9 protein-coding genes are annotated in these 21,143 nt (G+C 70.8%); 6 read left to right on the top strand and 3 right to left on the bottom strand.

The annotated features are described in order from the left end of the window. Nucleotides 1-88 precede the first annotated feature (88 nt). From QE385_RS17385 to QE385_RS17365, 5 genes are all read left to right on the top strand, one after another. Nucleotides 89-9,280 (top strand): BapA/Bap/LapF family large adhesin, encoded by a 9,192-nt coding sequence (locus QE385_RS17385; RefSeq protein ID WP_307103996.1) that lies wholly within the window; start codon nt 89-91, stop codon nt 9,278-9,280. Between the two features lie 178 nt (nt 9,281-9,458). Beyond that, entirely contained in the window at nt 9,459-10,727 is a 1,269-nt protein-coding gene (locus QE385_RS17380; protein WP_307103993.1) for a TolC family protein, read from the top strand. After that, nucleotides 10,724-12,865: a type I secretion system permease/ATPase gene (locus QE385_RS17375; protein ID WP_307103991.1), complete on the top strand. Its 2,142-nt coding sequence runs from the start codon at nt 10,724-10,726 to the stop codon at nt 12,863-12,865. Before QE385_RS17380 ends, QE385_RS17375 begins: the two co-directional genes overlap by 4 nt. After that, nucleotides 12,862-14,049, top strand: a complete 1,188-nt coding sequence (locus tag QE385_RS17370; protein ID WP_307103989.1) for an HlyD family efflux transporter periplasmic adaptor subunit — start codon at nt 12,862-12,864, stop codon at nt 14,047-14,049. The genes QE385_RS17375 and QE385_RS17370 overlap by 4 nt, the downstream gene beginning before the upstream one ends. A 75-nt stretch (nt 14,050-14,124) precedes the next feature. Beyond that, the gene (locus QE385_RS17365; protein WP_307103987.1) at nt 14,125-14,568 is read left to right on the top strand and encodes a MarR family transcriptional regulator; all 444 of its coding nucleotides are present in this window, start codon (nt 14,125-14,127) and stop codon (nt 14,566-14,568) included. Between the two features lie 22 nt (nt 14,569-14,590). Here QE385_RS17365 and QE385_RS17360 read toward each other — a convergent pair whose 3' ends face one another. Beyond that, complete coding sequence (locus QE385_RS17360) at nt 14,591-16,825, bottom strand: TonB-dependent receptor (RefSeq protein ID WP_307103985.1); 2,235 nt, start codon at nt 16,823-16,825, stop codon at nt 14,591-14,593. A gap of 77 nt (nt 16,826-16,902) precedes the next feature. Between QE385_RS17360 and QE385_RS17355 the strand changes: the two genes are divergently transcribed. After that, nucleotides 16,903-19,377: a sulfite reductase flavoprotein subunit alpha gene (locus tag QE385_RS17355; protein ID WP_307103983.1), complete on the top strand. Its 2,475-nt coding sequence runs from the start codon at nt 16,903-16,905 to the stop codon at nt 19,375-19,377. A gap of 12 nt (nt 19,378-19,389) precedes the next feature. On the opposite strand, the gene QE385_RS17350 is transcribed toward QE385_RS17355, so the two are convergent. Both QE385_RS17350 and epsC read right to left on the bottom strand, forming a co-directional pair. Beyond that, nucleotides 19,390-20,130 carry a gamma-glutamyl-gamma-aminobutyrate hydrolase family protein gene (locus tag QE385_RS17350; RefSeq protein WP_307103982.1) on the bottom strand — a complete coding sequence of 247 codons (741 nt, stop codon included), beginning with the start codon at nt 20,128-20,130 and terminating at the stop codon, nt 19,390-19,392. Then, nucleotides 20,127-21,101: a serine O-acetyltransferase EpsC gene (epsC, locus tag QE385_RS17345; protein ID WP_307103980.1), complete on the bottom strand. Its 975-nt coding sequence runs from the start codon at nt 21,099-21,101 to the stop codon at nt 20,127-20,129. The genes QE385_RS17350 and epsC overlap by 4 nt, the downstream gene beginning before the upstream one ends. Nucleotides 21,102-21,143: the final 42 nt, after the last annotated feature.

Below are 21,143 nucleotides of genomic sequence, written 5' to 3'. Positions count from 1 at the left end.
GTCCGCATCTCTGTGCGACCCATGCGCCGTCGCCCCCGTCCGGCATCCCGTGCCGGACGCCGGGAACAGCTTTTGGGAGGAGCAGGGCATGCAGACCGAGATCATCGCCAAGGCCAGCGGAACCACGACCACCACCGCCGCTGACGTCATCACGCTGGATGCGCCCAGCGTCATCCGGCTCGACCTCGACCGCGCGCAGGTCGCCGCGATGGAACGGCAGGGCAACGACCTGATCATCCGCCTGAACGATGGCCAGACCATTCGTATCGACAATTTCTACAACGAGCAGCGCGGCACCATCAGCGACCTCGTCCTGCGCGACGATCAGGGCGGTCAATGGCTGGCGCATCCCGCCGCCAGTGGCGCGGGCCGCTTCACCGCGCTGACCAGCCTCGACGACCTGCTGGCCGCGCAGGGGGCGGCGCAGGGCGGCGGCGCGTCGTTCATCCTGCCCGCCGTGCTGGGCGTGGCGGGGGTCGGCGGTCTGGTCGCGGCCGTCTCGGGTGGCGGCGGCGGCGACGATCGCGCCCCCGCCACCCCACCGACCGCCGATACGCAAGCGCCCGCGCGGCCCACCGCCATCTTCAACCCGGCCGGAACCGGCGTCACCGGCACCGGCGAGGCCGGGGCGACGGTCCGCGTCACCGATCCCACCGGCACGGTGATCGGGACCGGCACGGTCGGCGCGGACGGCAACTATGCCGTCACGCTCAACCCGCCCCAGACCAACGGCCAGCCGATCACCGTCACCCAGTCGGACCCGGCGGGCAATGTCTCGCCGGGCGCGAGCGTCACCGCCCCCGACATCACACCCCCCACCGCCCCAACCGCGACCGTGAACGGCCAGGGCACGACGATCACCGGCACCGGCGAGCCCGGCGCGACCGTCACCGTCCGCGATGCCGCCGGAAACGTGCTGGGCACCGCAACGGTCGATGCGCAGGGCAATTATACGCTGACGCTGACCACGCCGCAGGCCAATGGCGGCACCCTGACTGTCACCCAGGCGGATGCCGCGGGCAATGTCTCGTCCGCCGCCACGCTGACCGCACCCGACATCACCCCGCCCGTCGCACCGACCGCGACGCTCGGCCAGAATGGCGCGACCGTGACCGGCACCGGCGAACCCGGCGCGACGGTTTCGGTTCGTGACGCGGCCGGACAGGTCATCGGCACCACCACCGTCGATGCGCAGGGCAATTACACGCTGACCCTCACCACGCCGCAGGTCAATGGCGGCACCCTGACCGTCACCCAGGCCGACGCGGCCGGGAATGCCTCGCCCGCCGCCACACTGAACGCGCCCGATACGACCGCGCCCGCCGCACCGACTGCCACGCTGGGGCAGAATGGCGACACCGTCACCGGCACCGGCGAGCCCGGCGCGACGGTTTCGGTTCGTGACGCGGCCGGGCAGGTCATCGGCTCCGCCACCGTCGATGCGCAGGGCAACTACACGCTGACGCTGACCACGCCGCAGGCCAATGGCGGCACCCTGACCGTAACCCAGGCCGACGCGGCCGGGAATATATCGCCCGCCGCCACGCTAACCGCACCCGATACGACCGCGCCCGCCGCGCCGACCGCGACGCTCGGGCGGAATGGCGACACCGTCACCGGCACCGGCGAGCCCGGCGCGACGGTTTCGGTTCGTGACGCCGCCGGGCAGGTCATCGGCTCCGCCACCGTCGATGCGCAGGGCAATTATACGCTGACGCTGACCACGCCGCAGACCAATGGCGAGACGCTGACCGTCACCCAGGCGGATGCGGCGGGCAATGTCTCGGCTGCGGCCTCGCTGACCGCGCCGGATACCAGCGCCCCCGGCGCGCCGGTCGTCGCGGTCAGCGCGGACGGCACGGTGCTGACCGGGACGGGCGAGCCCGGCGCGACCGTGCGGGTCACGGACGCCGATGGCCTGCCGATCGGGACCGCCATCGTCGGCGCGGATGGCGCGTTCAGCGTCACGTTGCCCACCGGCACCGCCGATGGCCGGATGCTGTCGGCGACGCAGACCGACGCGGCGGGCAATGTCTCCGCCGCCGTCACCATCGTCACGCCCGATCTGGCGGCGCCCGACGCGCCCTCGGTCGCGCTCAGCCCCGAGGGCACGGTCGTCACCGGCACCGGCGAGGCGGGCGCGATCGTCGAGATTCGCGACGCCGACGGCACGCTGATCGCGACCGCGCCCGTGGCGGCGGACGGCAGCTTCTCGGTGACGCTGCCGACGCCGCAGGCCAATGGCGAGATGCTGATGGTCACGCAGACCGACGCGGCGGGCAACATCTCGCCGCCGATGATGACGGTCGCCCCCGACATCACCCCGCCGGACGCGCCCGGCGTCACGCTGTCGGGTGACGGCGCGGCGGTCTATGGCAATGGCGAGCCCGGCGCGACGGTCCGGATCGTCGATGCGAACGGCAATCTGCTGGGCAGCGCGGTGGTCGCCGCCGACACCAGCTTCGTCGTGTCGCTAACCACGCCGCAGACCGGCGGCCAGGTCCTGACCGCGACGCAGACCGATGCGGCGGGCAATGTCTCCGACCCCAGCATCGTCGCCGCCCCCGACGTGACCGCCCCCGATGCGCCCGTCGCGACGATCGCGCCGGATGGCAGCGCGGTCATCGGCACCGGCGAGCCCTTCGCCACGGTCACCGTGCGCGGGCCGGACGGCACGCCGCTGGCGAGCGCGGTGGTCGGCGCGGACGGCGGCTATAGCGTCACCCTGTCCCCCGCCCAGGCCAATGGCGAGACCCTGACGGTCGGCCAGACCGATCGCGGCGGGAATAGCTCCTCCTCCGTCACCCTCACCGCACCGGACATCACCGCCCCGACCGGGCTGACCGCGACGATCGACGGCAACGGCATCGTCGTGACCGGCAGCGGCGAGCCCGGTGCGACCGTCACGATCCGCGATGCGGGCGGCACGGCGATCGGCACCGCGCAGGTCGATGCCAATGGCGGCTATAGCGCGACGCTGACCACCCCGCAGGCCAATGGCCAGGTGCTGAGCGTGACCCAGGCCGATGCGGCGGGCAATGTCTCCGCCCCCGTCCCGCTGACCGCGCCCGATATCACCGCGCCGCTCGCGCCGACCGGATCGGTCGTCGATGCCGGGGTGACGCTGGCGGGGACCGGCGAGCCCGGCGCGACCGTCACCGTGCGGGCCGCCGACGGCACCCTGCTGGGCACCGCGCAGGTCGGCGCGGACGGCGGCTTCGCCGTCCCGCTCGCCACGCCGCAGGCCAATGGCGAGACCGTGCAGATCATCCAGACCGATGCGGCGGGCAATGCCTCGCCCGTCGTCATCGTCACCGCGCCGGACATCACCGCACCCACCGGGCTGACCGCGACGGTCAGCGGCGACGGAACGCTGGTGACCGGCCTGGGCGAAGCGGGGGCCAGCGTCACCATTCGCGATCCTGCCGGTATCGTCATCGGCACCGCCATCGTCGGTGCGGACGGCAGCTATGTCGCGACGCTGACCACCCCGCAACGCAATGCAGAGACCTTGCAGGTGACGCAGGCGGACGCGGCGGGCAATGCCTCGCTCTCCGTCGCCCCCATCGCCCCCGACCTGACCGCCCCCGCCGCGCCCGTCGCCACGCTGTCGCCCGAGGGCATCACGGTCGGCGGCACCGGCGAGGTCGGCGCCACCGTCACCGTGCGCGCGGCGGACGGAACGGTGCTGGGCACCGCGCAGGTCGGGGCGGACGGCGGCTTTGCCGTCACGCTGACCACGCCGCAGGTGAACGGCCAGGCGCTGACCGTCACCCAGGCCGATGCGGCGGGCAATGTCTCGGCGCCGCTGGCGCTGACCGCGCTCGATACCAGCGTACCGGTCGGACTGACCGCCGCGATCGATGCCACCGGCACGGTCGTGACCGGGCTGGCCGAGGTGGGCGCGACCGTTACTGTGCGCGATGCGGGCGGCACGGTGGTCGCCACCGCGACCGCCGCCGCCAACGGCGCCTATACGGTCGTCCTCGCCCCGCCCCAGATCGACGGCGACACCCTACTGGTGACGCAGGCCGACGCAGCGGGCAATGCCTCCGCCCCGGTGACGGTGACCGCGCCCGACTTCACCGCGCCCGATGCGCCGCTGGTCGCCGTCAACGCCGACGGCACCCTGGCCAGCGGCAGCGGCGAAGCGGGGGCGACCGTCACCATCCGCGACGGCGACGGGACGGTGATCGGCAGCGGCGCGATCGGTGCCGATGGCCTGTTCGCCGTGCCCCTGACCCCCGCCCAGGCGAATGGCGGGACGATCAGCGCCACCCTGTCCGACGCGACGGGCAATGTCTCGGGCGCGACCACCGCGACCGCACCCGACATCACCGCGCCGGGCGCGCCGCTCGCCTCGCTCGATCCGACGGGTAGGATCGTGTCGGGCACGGGCGAGGTCGGCGCGACCGTGACGGTGCGCGATGCGGGCGGCAACGTGCTGGGCACCGCGACCGTCAATGCAGGGGGAAGCTATGCCGTGCTCCTGCCCGTCGCGCAGATCGACCGGCAGATCCTGTCGGTCAGCCAAGCCGATGCCACCGGCAATATCTCGGGCAGCACGAGCGTTGCCGCGCTGGATCTGACGCCGCCGAACGCACCCGCCGCCGTCGTGGCGGTCGATGGCGCCAGCCTGACCGGCACCGGCGAGGTCGGCGCGATCGTCACCATCACCGATCCGGTCGGGCTGGTGATCGCCACCGTGCCGGTCGGCGCGGATGGCCGCTTCACCGTCGCGCTCGCCCCGCCGCTGACCAACGGACAGCTATTGACGCTGACCCAGGCGGATGCGGCAGGCAATGTCTCGGCACCGGGCGCGGCGATCGCCCCCGATCTGGTACCCAACGACACGCCGGGCGCACCGATCGCCAGCGTCGCGCTGGACGGCGCGAGCGTATCGGGCACCGGACAGGCGGGCGCGACGATCACCGTGCGCGATGCGACCGGCACCGTCATCGGCGGCACCACCGTCAATCCGGACGGCAGCTACAGCGCCACGCTGACCACGCCGCAGACCAATGGCGAGACGGTCCGCGTGACCCAGGCCGATGCGGACGGCGATGTCTCGCCCCCCGCCATCGCCCTCGCGCCGGACCTGACCCCGCCCGCCGCGCCGACCGCGACGATCGACGCCACCGGCTCGGTGGTGACGGGCGTCGGAGAAGTCGGCGCGACCATCCGCATCGCCGACGCAGGCGGCACGCTGCTGGGCAGCGGGGTGGTCGGCGCGACCGGCCGCTATGTGGTGGTGCTGTCCACGCCGCAGACCGATGGCCAGCCGCTGACCGCGACGCAGGCGGATGCTGCGGGCAATGCCTCGCCCGGCGTCGGCGTCATCGCGCCCGACCTCACCGCGCCGATCGCGCCGCTGGGGACCGTATCCGGAGACGGGACCACGGTCACCGGCACCGGCGAGGCGGGCGCGACCGTCACCATCCGCGATGTCGGCGGCACGATCCTGGCCACCGCGCTGGTGGCCGGGGACGGCAGCTTCACCGCGACGCTGTCGCCCGCTCAGGCCGATGGCCAGCTGCTGGTGCTGACCCAGGCCGATCCGGCGGGCAATATCTCGCCGATCGCACAGATCGCCGCGCCCGACATCAGCGCGCCGGTCGGCCTGACCGCCGCGATCGACGGCGCAGGCATCATCGTCACGGGCCAGGGCGAAGCGGGGGCGACCGTCACCATCCGCGATGCCGCCGGGACGGTGCTGGGCACGGCGCTGGTCGCCGCGAACGGCAGCTATGCCGCGCTCCTGACCACGCCGCAGGTCAACGGCCAGCTGCTGGTCGCGACCCAGGTGGATGCGGCGGGCAATAGCGGCACCCCCGCCCCCGTCACCGCCCCCGACCTGACCGCGCCGCTCGCGCCGGTCGGCATCGTCGCGGGCGACGGCACCGCCATCACCGGCACCGGCGAGGCGGGCGCCACCGTCACCATCCGAGGGCCCGGCGGCATCGTGCTGGGCACCGCGCTGGTGGCCGGGGACGGCAGCTTCACCGCGACGCTGACGCCGCCCCAGGCCAATGGCCAGCTGCTGTCGCTCAGCCAGAGCGACCCGACGGGCAATGTCTCGCCGATCGCGCAGGTCAGCGCGCCCGACATCACCGCGCCGGTCGGCCTGACCGCCGCGATCAACGGCGCGGGGACGCTGATCTCCGGCCAGGGCGAGGCGGGCGCGACCGTCACCATCCGCGACGCGGGCGGCACGGTGATCGCCACGGCGGTGGTGGCCCCCAACGGCAGCTATGCCGCCATCCTCGCCACGCCGCAGGTCAACGGCCAGGCGCTGTCCGTGACCCAGGCCGATACCGGGGGCAATGTCGGGGCCGCTGCCGCCGTGACCGCACCCGACCTCACCGCGCCGCTGGCGCCGGTCGGCATCGTGTCGGGGGACGGCACCACCCTGACCGGCACCGGCGAGGCGGGGGCGACCGTCACCATCCGGGGGCCGGGCGGCGCCATTCTGGGCACCGCACTGGTCGCGGCGGACGGCAGCTTCGCCGTGCCGCTCGTCCCGGCCCAGGCGAACGGCCAGCTCCTGTCGCTCAGCCAGGCCGATGCGGCGGGCAATGTCTCGGCGAGCGCGCAGGCGACCGCGCCCGACATCACCGCCCCGATCGGGCTGACCGCCGCGATCAACGGCGTCGGTACGCTGGTCACCGGCACCGGCGAGGCCGGAGCGACGGTCACCGTCCGCGATCCGCTGGGCACGGTCATCGGCACCGGCATCGTCGCGGCCAATGGCAGCTATAGCGTGACGCTGACCGTGCCGCAGGCCAATGGCCAGGTGCTTCAGGTGACGCAGGCCGATGTCGCGGGCAATGCCTCGCTACCCGGCAGCGTGATCGCGCCCGACATCACGCCGCCCGCCGCCCCGCTGGCGACGGTCAACGGCACGGGCACGACCGTCACCGGCACCGGCGAGGCGGGGGCAACGATCCGCATCCTCGACCCCGCCGGACAGCTGGTCGGCACCGCGCTGGTCGGTGCGGATGGCGGCTATAGCGCGACGCTGTCCACGCCGCAGGCCAATGGCCAGCTGCTGAGCGTGACCCAGACCGATGCGGCGGGCAACGCCTCGATCCGGATCGTCGCCAGTGCCCCCGACATCACGCCCCCCGCGCCCCCGACCGCCACGATCAATCCGGGCGGCACGGTGGTCAGCGGCCTGGGCGAGCCGGGCACCACGGTGGAGGTGCGCAACGCCGCCGGGACCGTCATCGGCACCGGCACGGTCGCCCCCGGAGGGCTCTATGCGGTCACCCTGCCCAGCCCGCAGCTGGCGGGCGAAACGCTGAGCGTGGGCCTGCGCGACGGGGCGGGCAATGTCTCGGCGGCGGTGTCGATCGTCGCGCCCTTCGACATCGGCGCCTTCGACAACACCGCCACGGCGCTGGTCGACCTGGTCCCTGTCCAGACCAACGAGAATCTGGGCAGCGCCAATTATACCGCGCTGGTCTCGCTGGGGCTGGTCAACCTCGATGCGCAGGTGCTGGCCATCCCCAATGTCCAGTTTACCGTCGATGCGGGCCATACGCTGGCGGCGACCTTCACCTATGACTCGCTGGCCAATGTCGGGGTCGCCAGCGGCTATTCGGTGGTGGTCCAGCGGTTCAACGGGACCAGCTGGGTCGCGGTCGATGGCGGTGGCACGTCGTCGCTGCTGGAGGTCGGGCTGCTGAACGGCAACCTCGTCGCCAATGCCGATCTGGGGCCGGGCCAGTACCGCGCCTTCGTCACCTTCGACAATACGCTGGGCGTCGGGCTGCTGGGCGGGCTGAGCGTCACCGGGGTCGATTCCGACTTCACCGACATCGCGCAGGTCATACCCGCCGTCACCAACGGCAACGTCATCACCGATCCCGGCACCGGCGGCCAGATCGACGTGGTCAGCCCGCAGACGGTCGTGGAGAGCGTGACGCTGAACGGCGTGACGACGGCGGTGACGGCCGACGCCACGATCGTCGCGGGTCTATGGGGTACGCTGACCATCGCGCGCGACGGCAGCTACACCTATGTCCCCGATGCGAATGCGGCGGTGCTCGGCAAGGTCGACCGCTTCACCTACACGCTGCTCGACGCCTCGGACAATGAACGCGAGAGCGCCACGCTGACCATCACGATCGGCAGCCCCGACGTGACCGGCGCGCCGCTGGCCGTGAACGACGTCGCCACCGCCGCGGCCAGCTTCGTCAACGTGGTCGAGACGCGCGCGCCGGTCGTTGACACCAGCTTCACCACGCCGCTGGCGAGCATATTGTCCGGGCCGCAGACCGGGCGGGCCGTCGACAGCTTCACGGTGGACGCCAACAGCGTCGCCAACGTCACCCTGTCGGCGGTCATCGCGCCGGGGCTGGCGCTGCTGCCCAGCTATACGATCACCGTCACCAATGCGGCGGGCACGGTGGTCGGCACAAATTCGGGCACCGGCGTGGCGGGCATTGGCGGGGTCCTGGGCACCGGGCTCAGCGTGACGATGACCGGGTTGCCCTCGGGCACCTACAACTACACCGTCACCAGCACCAACGCGCTGGGCACCGGCTATACGAGCAGCGTCTATGTCGCCCAGACGGTCACCCATCTCGACCAGTTCGCGCTGACCGGCACGACCCCCGTCAGCGGCGACCTGCTGGCGAACGACGCGCCGGGCAGCGACTTCCTGGAAATCCGGATGTTGTCGGGCGGCCGCTTCGTCGCGGTGGGCGACACGCCGCTGACGCTGACGGGGGCGCACGGCACGCTGACGATCAACGAGGTCGGACAGTATAGCTACCAGCCGAGCACGACGCTGGGCTATTCGGCGGTCGATCCGGTGGACAGCTTCACCTATCAGATCGTCCAGCCCGACGGGCAGGTGGCGACCGCGCGGCTGGACGTCGCGGTCGACATCAACAACGGCGTCGCCCCGGCCTTCCCGGCCGCGACGATCACCGCGCTCGATGCCGATGGCATGGATCATCTGGCGCTCGACGTGGTGCCGATGATGGCGGACATCGACCAGCCCGCGCCGGTGGTCACCGCCGACCATGGCGATGCGCGCATCGCCCTGTCGCTGATGGAGGGCCAGGGCGATCTGGAGGCGGTGCTGACCCGCTATCTGGAGACGCAGCAGCCCGCGACCGTCACCCTGACCGACGACGATCGGGGATCGACCGCGATCGCCACTGATATCGGTCCCATCGACGCCGCGCCGATCGTCGACGATCCGCTGGGCTATCTGACCGTTTCGGCCGATCCCGAGCAGGAGAAGCTGGCGACCATGCACATAATGTGACGAATGCGGTCACCACTCCGGAAATGGACGTGATTGGGAGTGCCGAAGGCGCCAGTCTTCGGCACTTTTCTTTTTTTATTAAAGTAGTTTAGCCGAACTCCGGCGCTGGAGAGGCTAGGAAAGGCGCCTGATGAGAACAGAGTGGCGTGAACGCTACCAGCGACGATCGGAAAGGGTGATGGCGGCTGTTCTGGCGGTGATCATGGCAAGCCCTCCCGTATCGGCCGAACCGGCCGTCACGATGGAAAGCGCCATGCGCGAGGTGCTGGCCTGGCACCCCTCGGTCACGCAGGCCAGCGCGACGCTGGACGCGCGCGGCGAGGATGTCGAGGTTGCGCGCGCGGGCTATCTCCCCCGAATCAGCGCGGGCGTCGGCAGCGGCTATGACAGCCGGATCAGCACCGGCTGGCGCCCCCGGCCGCAACTGTCCGCCTCGCAGATGCTGTATGATTTCGGCAAGGTCGCGGGCGCGGTGGAATCGGCGCGCGCGGGCACCCGGATCGGGCGCGCCGACCTGTTGCTGGCGGTGGACGCGCTGATCCGCGACACCGGCTTTGCGATGATCGAGGTCCAGCGCAACGCCGCGCTGCGCGCCATCGCGATGGAGCAGCTGGCACGGATCGAGGATATCAGCGCGCTGGTCGAAAAGCGGTTCGGCAAGGGCGCGACGACGCGCTCCGACGCGCTCCAGGCCCAGTCGCGGGTCGCCGCCGCGCGCGCGACGCTGACCCGGATCGAGGCGGAACAGCGCCGCTGGACCACCAGCCTGTCCTTCCTGCTGGGCCGCGAGAGCGCGCCCGCGGTCGATCCGCAGGTGCCCGACTGGCTGTTGCGCAGCTGCGGCCGCGCGATGACAGTCGACTGGGCCGATGTGCCCGCGATCATGCGGGCCCGCGCGCAATATGAACAGGCGACCGCCGAGGCGCGGCGCGCCCATGCCGGTCGGCTGCCCACCATCGCGCTGGCGGGCGATGCCTCGGCCGATGTGTCGTCGCCCTTTTCCGACCGGAGCCTCTATAATTTCGGGTTGAACGTCACCAGCGACGTGTTCGGCGGCAATGCGGTGCGCGCCCGCGCGCGCAGCGCCGATTACGGCGTCCGCGCCGCCGAGGCCGCCGAGCGGCAGGCGCGCAACGAGGCGGGCCAGCAACTCGCCGAGGCGCAGCAGCAGATGGCCGGGCTGTCGCAACTGCTCGCCACGCTCGCCGAACGGCAGGACAATATGGTCGAGACGGGCAAGCTCTATCGCCTGCAATATCTGGAGATGGGCACGCGCACGCTGGTCGACCTGCTCAACGCCGAACAGGAATTGCAGCAGGCGCGCTTCGACGCGGCAAATACCCAGCATGACCTGCGGCGACTGGCGGTGGAATGCCTCTATGTCTCGGGCCAGGCGCGCGACGATTTCGGGCTGACCGGCACCAGCATCCGGGGGGTGACGCTGTGACCGCGCCCGCCGATGCGCAGGGCTGGATCGACATGATGGGCCAGGTCGCCCGCCATTACCGCATGCCCTTTGCCGAACAGCGCGCGCGGCTGACCGCACTATGGCAGGGCGAGGGCGACGAGGAGATGCGGGTCCGCGCGCTCGCTCGCGCCTCGGGCCTGTCGGTGCGCTTCGCCGCCCCGGCCAGCGTCCGGCTGACCAGCTGGCGGCTGCCGGTTATCGCGTGCCTGGCGGACGGCGAGCTGGCGCTGATCACCGCGATCGATGCCGGGGGGCAGGCGCTGTTCACCGTCGCGGGCGAGGGCGATCTGGCGGTCCAGCGACCGCTCGCCGCGCTGGTCGAACAGACCCGCGTCTTCGTCATCCCCCGCCCGTCGCGCTCGGCCGCCGATGTCCGCGTCGACAGCTATATCCGCCCCTTCCAGCCGCACTGGCTGCGCGACATCCTGCTCCAGGATGCGCGGGGCTACGGGCATGTCGCCATCGCCTCGGTCGTGACCAACTGCCTGGGGCTGGCGGGCGTGCTGTTCTCGATGCAGGTCTATGACCGGGTGGTCCCTGCCCAGTCGATGCCGACGCTCTATATCCTGTTCCTGGGCGTGCTGCTGGCGACCGGGTTCGATTATGTCCTGCGGCGGCTGCGGGTCGGCATCACCGATATCCTCGGCAAGCGCGCCGACCTACGGCTGTCCGACCGGGTGTTCGGCCATGCGCTGCGCGTCCGCAACCGCGCGCGGCCGACCTCGACCGGCACCTTCATCGCGCAGCTTCGCGATCTGGACCAGGTGCGCGACATGCTGACCTCGACCACCGTCGCGGCGGTGGCGGACCTTCCCTTCTTCCTGCTGTTCCTCGCCATCCTCTGCTTCATCGGCGGCACGCTGGCGCTGGTGCCGGTGGTGGCGCTGGTCGCGCTCCTGCTGCCGAGCCTCCTCGCCCAGCGGCGGCTGCGCGCGCATGCCACCGAGTCGATGCGCGAGACCTCGCTGCGCAACGCCCTGCTGGTCGAGGCGGTGCAGGGGATCGAGGATATCAAGACGCTCCAGGCCGAGGAGCGTTTCCAGCGCCAGTGGAACCATTGCAACGCGGTCGCGGGCGAGGCGCAGTTGCGCCTGCGCGGGCTGACCGCCAGCCTGTCGACCTGGGCGCAGAGCGTGCAGAATGCGGTCTATGCGACCGTGATCTTCGTCGGCGCGCCGATGGTCATCGCGGGCGACATCACGACCGGCGCGCTGGTCGCGACCTCGATGCTGGCCAGCCGGATGATGGCGCCGATGGGGCAGGTGTCGCACCTTCTCGGCCGCTATCAGCATGCCAAGGTCGCCGCGCAGAGCCTGAACCAGATCATGGCGCTGCCGGTCGACCACCCCGATGCCGAGCATCGCATCCCCCTGCCCTCGGTCGCCGGGCGCTTCGCGCTGCGCTCGGCAGTGTTCGGCTATGCCGATCCCGATGCGCCCCCGGCGCTGACCGTCCCCCGGCTGGATATCGCGGCGGGCGAGACGATCGCGCTGCTCGGCCGCAACGGGGCGGGCAAGTCCACGCTGCTGCAAGGCCTGTCGGGGATGCTCCAGCCGATATCGGGCGAGGTGCTGCTCGACGATCTCGCGCTGCACCAGATCGATCCCGGCGATGTCCGCCGCGACGTCGCGCTGCTGACCCAGGACAGCCGCCTGTTCCACGGGACGCTGCGCGAGAATCTGACCATGGGCGCACCGATGGCGCGCGACGAGGCGATCCTGGCCGCGCTCGCCATGGTCGGCGCGGTCGATTTCGTCCGGCGGCTGCGCGACGGGCTGGAGCACCGCGTGCTGGAGGGCGGGCGTGGCCTGTCGGGCGGGCAGCAACAGGCGCTGCTGCTCGCGCGGCTGCTGATCCGCCAGCCGCAGGTCGTGCTGCTCGACGAGCCGACCGCCGCGATGGACGAAACCGCCGAACGCCAGTTCATCGAACGCTTCCGCGAGTGGAGCCGGGGCCGCACCGTCATCGTCGCCACCCACCGGATGCGCGTGCTCGAACTGGTCGACCGGATCATCGTGATCGACCAGGGCCAGATATTGCTCGACCAGCCCAAGGCCAATGCGCTGGCGACCATGACCAAGGCCGGACAGGGCGGCGCGCGAAGCCAGGCGGCATGACCGCGCTGACCCATCCCGCCGACCTGCCCTTCGCCGACGAGGGCGGCGCGCCGCTGCTCGCGGCCAAGCGGATGACCTGGGTGCTGACCGCGCTGTTCGTCGTGGCGCTCGGCTGGGCCTGGTTCGCCGAGCTGGACGAGGTCGCGACGGGCAGCGGCCGGGTGGTGCCGACCAGCCGCGAACAGGTGCTGCAATCGCTGGAGGGCGGCATCCTCGCCAAGATGCTGGTCCGGCAGGACGATATCGTGAAGCCCGGCCAGATCCTGGCGCAGCTCGACCCCACGCAAGCCGGATCGACGGTCGAGGAAAGCGCCGCCAAATACCGCGCCGCGCTCGCCGCGCAGGCGCGGTTGCAGGCGGAGGTGAACGGCACGCCCCTGACCTTCTCGCCCGAACTGAACGCTTTCCCCGCGCTCAAGGCCGAGCAGCAGCGGCTATATGATGCACGCCGCCGCAGCCTGGCCAGCTCGATCGGGCTGATCGACGAGTCGCTCGCGCTGATCGGCCGCGAAGTGGGGATCGGGGAGTCCCTGATCGCGGTCGGCGCGGCCAGCAATGTCGAGGTGCTGCGCCTGAAGCGCCAGCGCGCCGATCTGGACCTGAAGAAATCGGACCTGCGCTCGCAATATATCGTCGAGGCGCGGCAGGACCTGGCCAAGGTCAGCGAGGAGGTGGAGGCGCTCGCCCCCGTGGTGCGCGGCCGCTCGGATACGCTCAGCCGCCTCACCCTGCGCTCGCCGGTGCGCGGCGTGGTCAAGAATATCGAGGTGTCGACCATCGGCGGCGTGATCCCGCCCAATGGCAAGATCATGGAGATCGTGCCGCTGGACGAACGCCTGCTGGTCGAGGCACGAATCGCGCCGCGCGACATCGCCTTCATCCGCCCCGGCCAGCGCGCCAGCGTCAAGATCACCGCCTATGACTATGCGATCTTCGGCGGGCTGGAGGGCAAGGTGAGCAGCATCTCGCCCGACACCATCCGCGACGAGGTGAACCCGGACGTCTATTATTACCGCGTCTTCGTGCGGACGACGGCGGATTCGCTGGTCAACAAGGCGGGCAAGCGCTTTCCGATCGTGCCCGGCATGATCGCCACCGCCGACATCCACACCGGCAGCAAGACGGTGCTGCAATATCTTCTGAAACCGCTCAACCGCGCGCGCGAGGCGATGCGTGAGCGGTAGTCGCCCCCACTCCCATCCCATCCCACGCCATCCCAGGGATGACCGTCATCCCCGGCCTCAGCTCAGGATATGTCGATGTCGAAAAACCTGGCAGCCCGCTACCCCGCCACCCATGGTCGCACGGCGATGTCGGCCGCGCCGATCCGGACGCATAACGGCCCCACCCTGCTCGCCCTCGCCCGCCAGATCCAGGCGATGCGCGCCAATACCGCCAAATTCTTTCCCCGCGACGTGTTTCGCGATTCCGCCTGGGACATGATGCTGGAGCTGTTCATCGCCGAGCAGCAGAACCGCCCCCTCTGCGTCAAGGAACTGATCCTCGTCTCGGGCGAAAGCTCGACCAGCGCGCTGCGCCGCATCGACCGGCTGGAGGGGGCCGGGCTGATCCGGCGACGGACCGACCCGGCGGATCACCGGCGGCTGGCCGTCACCCTGACCCAGCGCGGCACCGATGCGATGACCGCGATGCTGCGCCACCTGGACCTGTCGATGACCGAGGACGGGCGGCCGCAAAGCTGACCCGTCCCCGGCCGCATGGCGATCAGAAGCGCTGGTCCCACCCGATGGTGAAGGTCCGCCCGCGCCCGGCGAAGAAGGCCAGGTTGTCGTTGGGCAGACGGGTGTCGCTGTTATAGTCGATATAGAAGCGATCGAAGATGTTCTGCGCGCTGACATAGAATCCGCCGATCCGCGTCTGGTAGCGCAGATAGGCGTCGGTCACCGTGTAGCCGCCGAAATTGTTGCGCGGATCGGGATTGGCCTTGCCGTGGAAATTGCGCGCCAGATACAATTGCGTCTGCACCCGTGCCGAGACCGGGCCGGAGGCGAAGTCGGCCGCCACGTTCATCCGGTCGGGCGAGATGTTGGTGCCGTCCAGATCGGTGTCGACCTTGCCGTCCGGATTGCGCGTATCGCTGTCATATCTGCCGATCAGATGGGCATAGCCGGTCGACAGGCGCAGCCCCTCGATCGGCATCTTCATGCCCAGATTGAGCTCCAGCCCCTGGATCTCGACCCGCTGGCGCTGCACCTCGAAGATGCCGTTGCCCAGCGCGAGCAGCACCTGGCCCTTGTCGCTGGACGACCAGAAATAGGTGGCGCTGGCGTCCATCGGCCCGCGCTTCACCTCGACGCCGATCTCGCGATTGTTCGAGATGACCGGATCGATCGCGCGGAAGTTGCTGAGGTCGGTGCCGGGGGTGGACACCGCACGTGTGATGCGGCCGATATCGGCCATGGTGAAGCCCTGCGCATAGCTGGCATAGGCGCGGATGCCCTTCCACGGCTCCAGGATCACGCCGCCATTGTACAGCAGCTGGTCGAAACCCGGTTCGCCGCCCTTGACGCTGACGCCGCCATAGGTCGCCGCATTCTTGCCGTCATAGGTGTTGGAGGCGAGCGTGTGGTAATCGTTGATGCGGACCTTCACATTCTCCCACCGGACGCCGCCCGCCAGACGGACCACGCCGTCGAACAGCTTCAGATTGGCCTGGGCGAAGGGCGCCAGGCTGCGGAAATCGGCGGGTGGCACCCAGACGCGGTTGGTGATGATCAACCGCTGTTCCGACTTGTCCCACAGAGCGTCGAGGCCGATCGTCGCGACCAGCGCCTCGAACCCCGGCACCGCGCGTTCATAGCTGGCCCGCGCGCCCAGCTTGCGCGACCGGTTCTCCGACTGGTCGAGCAGCGTGCCGACCGGCGCGATCGCCGGGTCCTGGAAGGTCGCGATCGCCGTCGGCTCGCCGCCGAACGTGTCATAGGTGCGGTTGAAGAACAGCTGCGCCGTCAGGTTGCCGCCCGCTACATCGCTGTCGGTATAGGATAGCGACAGGGCCTCGGCCTGGTTGGCGGCGGGCTTGCCGGGCGGGTTGCCGCGCACCGCGCTGGTCGGCACGCCGGTCAGGCGATTGCCCGCCAGCGGCACGAACCGCCCCTCGCCGTCCAGCGTGTAGCGATTGGCGATCAGGTCCAGCCGCCCGGTGTCGCGCAACTGCACGCCCAGCCGCGCGAACAGGTCAAGCGCGTGCGAATCCTGCGTCTCGCCCTGCGTCAGGTTGATCCCGATCCGGCGATCCTGTGCATCGTAGAAGACGCCGCGCCGTTCATAGGACGCCCCTAGCGTCGCGTCGAAGATACCGGCCTTGTACTGGACGAGGCCCGCCGCCTTGCCGCCCAGCCCTTCGCCCTCGAACCCGTCGGCGGTGGTGCCCTGCACCAGCGCACGGCCCGACCAGCCCTCGGTCCGGGGTGGGCCGACCGTCACCTGGTTGATGATGCCGCCGGTCCCGCCGACGCCCTGAAGCGCGTTGGAGCCATAGATCAGCTCGACCCGGTCGATGAAGAAGCCGTCGATGGTGAAACCGTCGCGGCTGCCGTCGCGCAGCGGGGTCGTCTGCGGAATGCCGTTGATCGCATAGAGCGGCGAACGTCCGCGCAGCGTCTCCCCCGCCCCCGACAGCTTGCCGCGAGTCGGGGAAAAGCTGGGCGTCAGGACCGATATGGCATCGGTCGTGCTGCCCGAAATCGCGATCTGCTGGTCGAGCGCCGCCTTGTCGATGATGTCGATGGTCAGCGGCAGCGCGTTGGGCGGCAGGATGGTGCGCGCGGCGGTGACGACGACCTCCTGCTTGTCGGCCTCGTCCGCCGCGCCCTGCTCGGCGGCGGGTCGGACCTGCGCGACGGCGGGTGCCGCCATCGTCAACATCGCGACCGCGCTGCTGGCAAGCCACGCCCGGCGCAGACCCGACCGAGCATTCGCCCCAATCTTATGCATCATTACCCCCTCGAAACCATTGACCAGAATCGCGAGGCGCCCTAACGCTACTCATTATCAATAACAAGCCTGGATCGACCGTGATCTCGACGCGCACGATATTGTTTCAGGTCCACTGGTTTCTGGGCATCACCGCCGGACTGGTGCTGGCGGTGATGGGCGTGACCGGCGCGCTGATCAGCTTCGAGCCCGAGATCCTGGCTGCGACCAATCCCGGTATCGTGACCGTCACCCCCGGCCGGACGCCGCCTTTGCCCGCGCCCGCGCTGATCGCGCGCATCCAGGCGGAGATACCCGGCCTGCGCATCCAGCGGCTGATCGTCGAGCGCGATCCGACCCGTGCGGCGACGGTCGGCTATACGATCGGCGACAGCAAGAAGCGCGAACGCGCCTATGTCGATCCCGCGACCGGCGCGCTGCTCGGCGAACCGCGGGGCAGCGGATTTTTCGAGACGGTCGAAAATCTCCATCGCTGGCTGGCGCTGCCCGGCAAGGGCAATGGCATCGGGCGGCAATTGACGGGCTTTGCCGCGCTGTCGCTGATCTTCTTCGCGCTGTCGGGCCTCTATCTGCGCTGGCCGCGCCGCCCGCTGGACTGGCGCAACTGGCTGGTGCTCGACCTGCGCAAGACGGGGCGCAACCTCTACCGCGCGCTGCATGCGGTGGTCGGCGGATGGGTGCTGCTCTTCTACCTGATCAGCGCGGGCACCGGGCTATGGTGGTCCTATGGCTGGTATCGCGACGGTGTGCGCCATCTGCTGACGACCGAGCAGGTCGAGCATGGACGGCGCGGCGGCGGCGCGAAGGACGCCAGGCCCGACCTGCCGCGCGCCTGGAACAGTTTCACCCAGGCGACCGGCGGGCGCGACTATGAGCGGATCACCGCCTCGGTCCGCGACGGCGCCGTCCAGTTTCGCGCCAAGCTGCCCGGCGGACGGCACGACCGCGTGTCGGACGAGGTGACGGTGGACGGCGCGACCGGGCGGATCGTCTCCGACACGCCCTATGCGACGCGCCCGCTGGGCGACGATATCGTGACCAGCGTCTATGAGATTCATCGCGGGGCCTATTTCGGGCTGGTCGGGCGGATCGTCATGGCGCTGACCAGCCTGACCATGCCGCTGTTCACGGTGACGGGCTTCCTCCTCTATTTCGCGCGACGGCGACGCAAGAAGGCGCTGGGCGCGGTGCTGGCCGAGACGCCGGTCGCGGCCCCCGAAACCACGACGACGCTGGTCGCCTATGCCAGCCAGACCGGATCGGCCGAGCGGATCGCCCGGCTGACCGCGCAGGCGCTGCCCGATGCCGCCGCCGTGCCCGTGACCGCGCTCGACCCGGCGCGGCTGGCGGGCTTGCGGCAGCTGTTCGTCGTCGCCAGCACCTATGGCGAGGGCGAGCCGCCCGATGCCGCGCGCGGCTTTGCCCGGACGCTGGCCGAGGCGCCTGGCGACCTGTCGCATCTGCGCTATGCCGTGCTGGCGCTGGGCGACCGCGAATATAGCGATTTCTGCGCCTTCGGGCACCAGATCGACCGCTGGCTGCATGCGGGCGGCGCGGAGCGGCTGTTCGATGCGATCGAGCTGGACGGCGACGATGCCGATGCCCAGCGGCTGTGGCAGCAGCAGCTTGCCAGCCTGGGCGCGCGGACCGACCAGCCCGACTGGACCCCCGCGCCGATGGCCGACTGGCGGCTGGTCGAGCGGCGCCTGCTCAATCCCGGCAGCCATGGCGGTCCGACCTGGCACGTCGCGCTCGCCCCGGTCGACGGCGCGGCCGAATGGGCGGCGGGCGACATATTGGAAATCCTGCCGCAACAGGATGTCCGCCGGGTCATCGCCTTCCTGGCGACGACCGGCCTGCCCGACACGCCCGCGATGCGCGCGCGGCTGATGACCAGCATCCTGCCGCCCAAGGCGGGCCCCGGTTTCGATCCCGACACGCTGCGCCCCCTCGCGCACCGCGAATATTCGATCGCCTCGATCGCGGCGGCGGGCCGGGTCGAACTGATCGTCCGGCTCTGCACCGCCGAGGACGGGCTGCCCGGCCTGGGCTCCGGCTGGCTGTGCGGGGGCGCGGCCATCGGCTCGGTGGTCAAGGCGCGCGTCCATGCCAACCCCGCCTTCCATTCCCCCGCCGACCCCGCGATGCCGATCGTGCTGATCGGCAACGGCACCGGGCTGGCCGGGCTGATGGGCCATCTGCGCCAGCGCGCCGCGACCGGCGGCGGCCCCGCCTGGCTGTTCTGGGGCGAGCGGCATCCCGACCACGACGATTACCATGCCGCCGAGCGCCGGGCGCTGGGCCAGGCGGGCGTGCTGACCGGCATGGCGTCCGCCTGGTCGCGGCTGGGGACCGGCCCGCGCTATGTGCAGGACGTGGTGGCGATGGAGCGCGACACGATCCGCGCGGCGGTGGCGGCGGGCGCGACGCTCTATGTCTGCGGCAGCCTGAAGGGCATGGCGGGCGATGTGCACCGCACGCTGACCGAGCTGCTCGGCGACGCGGCACTGGAGGAGATGGCGGCGACCGGGCGTTATGCCCGCGACATCTATTGAGGGTCCGCCCCCTCAGGCATGGCCGCGCGCCGAATGGCCCAGGCGGGTGAAGAAGCTGCGCGCGACATGGCACTGGGCGACGTCCCATTCGGGATGCCATTGCACCGCCAGCACGTCCGCGCCGCAACCGGGGGCGCGGAATGCCTCGATCAGCCCGTCCTCGGCATCGCGCGCCTCGACCACCAGGCCATAGCCCAGCCGGTCGACACCCTGCTGGTGGACCGAATTGACCTCCAGCCGCCGATCGCCGCCCCGCCCCGCCAGCACGCCGCCGGGCATCAGGTCGACGGGGTGATGATGGCCGAACAGCGACTCGTAGCTTTCGTCCCAGCTGCCGCGATGATGCCGCGCCGAGCCGCCCAGGCAGGTCAGCGACCCGCCGAACAGCACGTTGATCTCCTGCATCCCCCGGCAGATGCCATAGACGGGCTTGCCGCGCTCGATCATCCGCCCGCCCAGCGCCAGCGCGACCGAGTCGCGCCGCGGGTCGCACGCCTGGGGCGCGAGTTCGGCGCAGTCGCCATATTGCGCGGGCGCGACATGCGAGCGTCCCCCGGTCAGCAACAGGCCGTCGAGCATGTCGGCCATCATCACCGTGTCGACCGCCTCCGGGATGGCGGGGATCAGCACGACGCTGGCACCGCCCAGCTTGACCAGCGGATCGATGAAGCGCGTCGCCACCGCCTGGATCGGCCGGTTCGCCTCCTCGTTCCCGCACATCAGACCGATGATCGGCTTGCCGCCCCGGATCATGCCCGTCCCTCCAGTTCCTGGCGTAGCGCGCGGCCCTCCGCGATGGCCAGGGCCTGCGCCTCGGGCTGGACCAGCACGCTGTCGGGCGCGGCATCCGCCAGCAGCCAGACATTGCCGCCGATCACCGAGCGCGCGCCGATCGTCACCCGGCCCAGGATCGTCGCGCCGGCATAGACGATGACGTCGTCCTCGACGATCGGATGGCGCGCGAAGCGGTCGCGCGGCGAACGCGGCGCGGTGCCCAGCGCCGAACGCGCACCCAGCGTGACATGCTGGTACAGCCGCACCCGCTCGCCGATGATCGCGGTCTCGCCGATGACGACGCCGGTGCCATGGTCGATGAAGAAATGCCGCCCGATCGTGGCACCCGGATGGATGTCGATCCCGGTCCGCTCATTGGCGAGTTCGGAGATCATCCGCGCCACGATGGGCGCGCCCAGTTCGTTCAGTTCATGCGCGATGCGATGATGCAGGCTGGCGGTCGCGCCGGGATAGCAGAGCAGGATCTCGTCGACGCTGCGCGCCGCGGGATCGGCCAGGAAGGCGGCTTCGACATCGCTGTCGATCAGGTCGCGGACTTTGGGAAGGGTGGCGCCGAACAGCCGGGCGATCAGCGCGGCCTGTTCGGGCGGGAAGGCGGCATCGGCGTCCTTCTGCCAATAGGCCAGCTCCGCCCCGATCTCGCGCTCCAGCGCGGTCAGCCCGGCGAGCAGCTTGGCGGCGACGAAACGGTCCTCCTCCACCCCCGCCCCCCGAAAATGGCCCAGACGGCGCGGATAGAGCGCGGCGGCGATCAGCGCGACGACATCCTCGACCCCGGCGCGCGAGGGGAAACGCTCGACGTCGCGGCCCGCATCCTGCCGCTGCCGCCAGCCGTCGCGGGCGCGGCGCAGCCCCGTGACGATCGCGTCGATGCCGGTCGCGGCATCGGGGGCGGCGCGGTCGGTCGGGGTCAGGGCTTGGGTCGACATGATGATCCTCCGACCGGCAACATATCCCACTTGGCGAATGGG

The sequence above is a fragment of the Sphingomonas sp. SORGH_AS_0950 genome (assembly GCF_030818415.1).
GTDB lineage: Bacteria > Pseudomonadota > Alphaproteobacteria > Sphingomonadales > Sphingomonadaceae > Sphingomonas.
The sequence above is the reverse complement of the archived record's forward strand: the minus strand, read 5'-3'. Positions and strand labels throughout refer to the sequence as shown.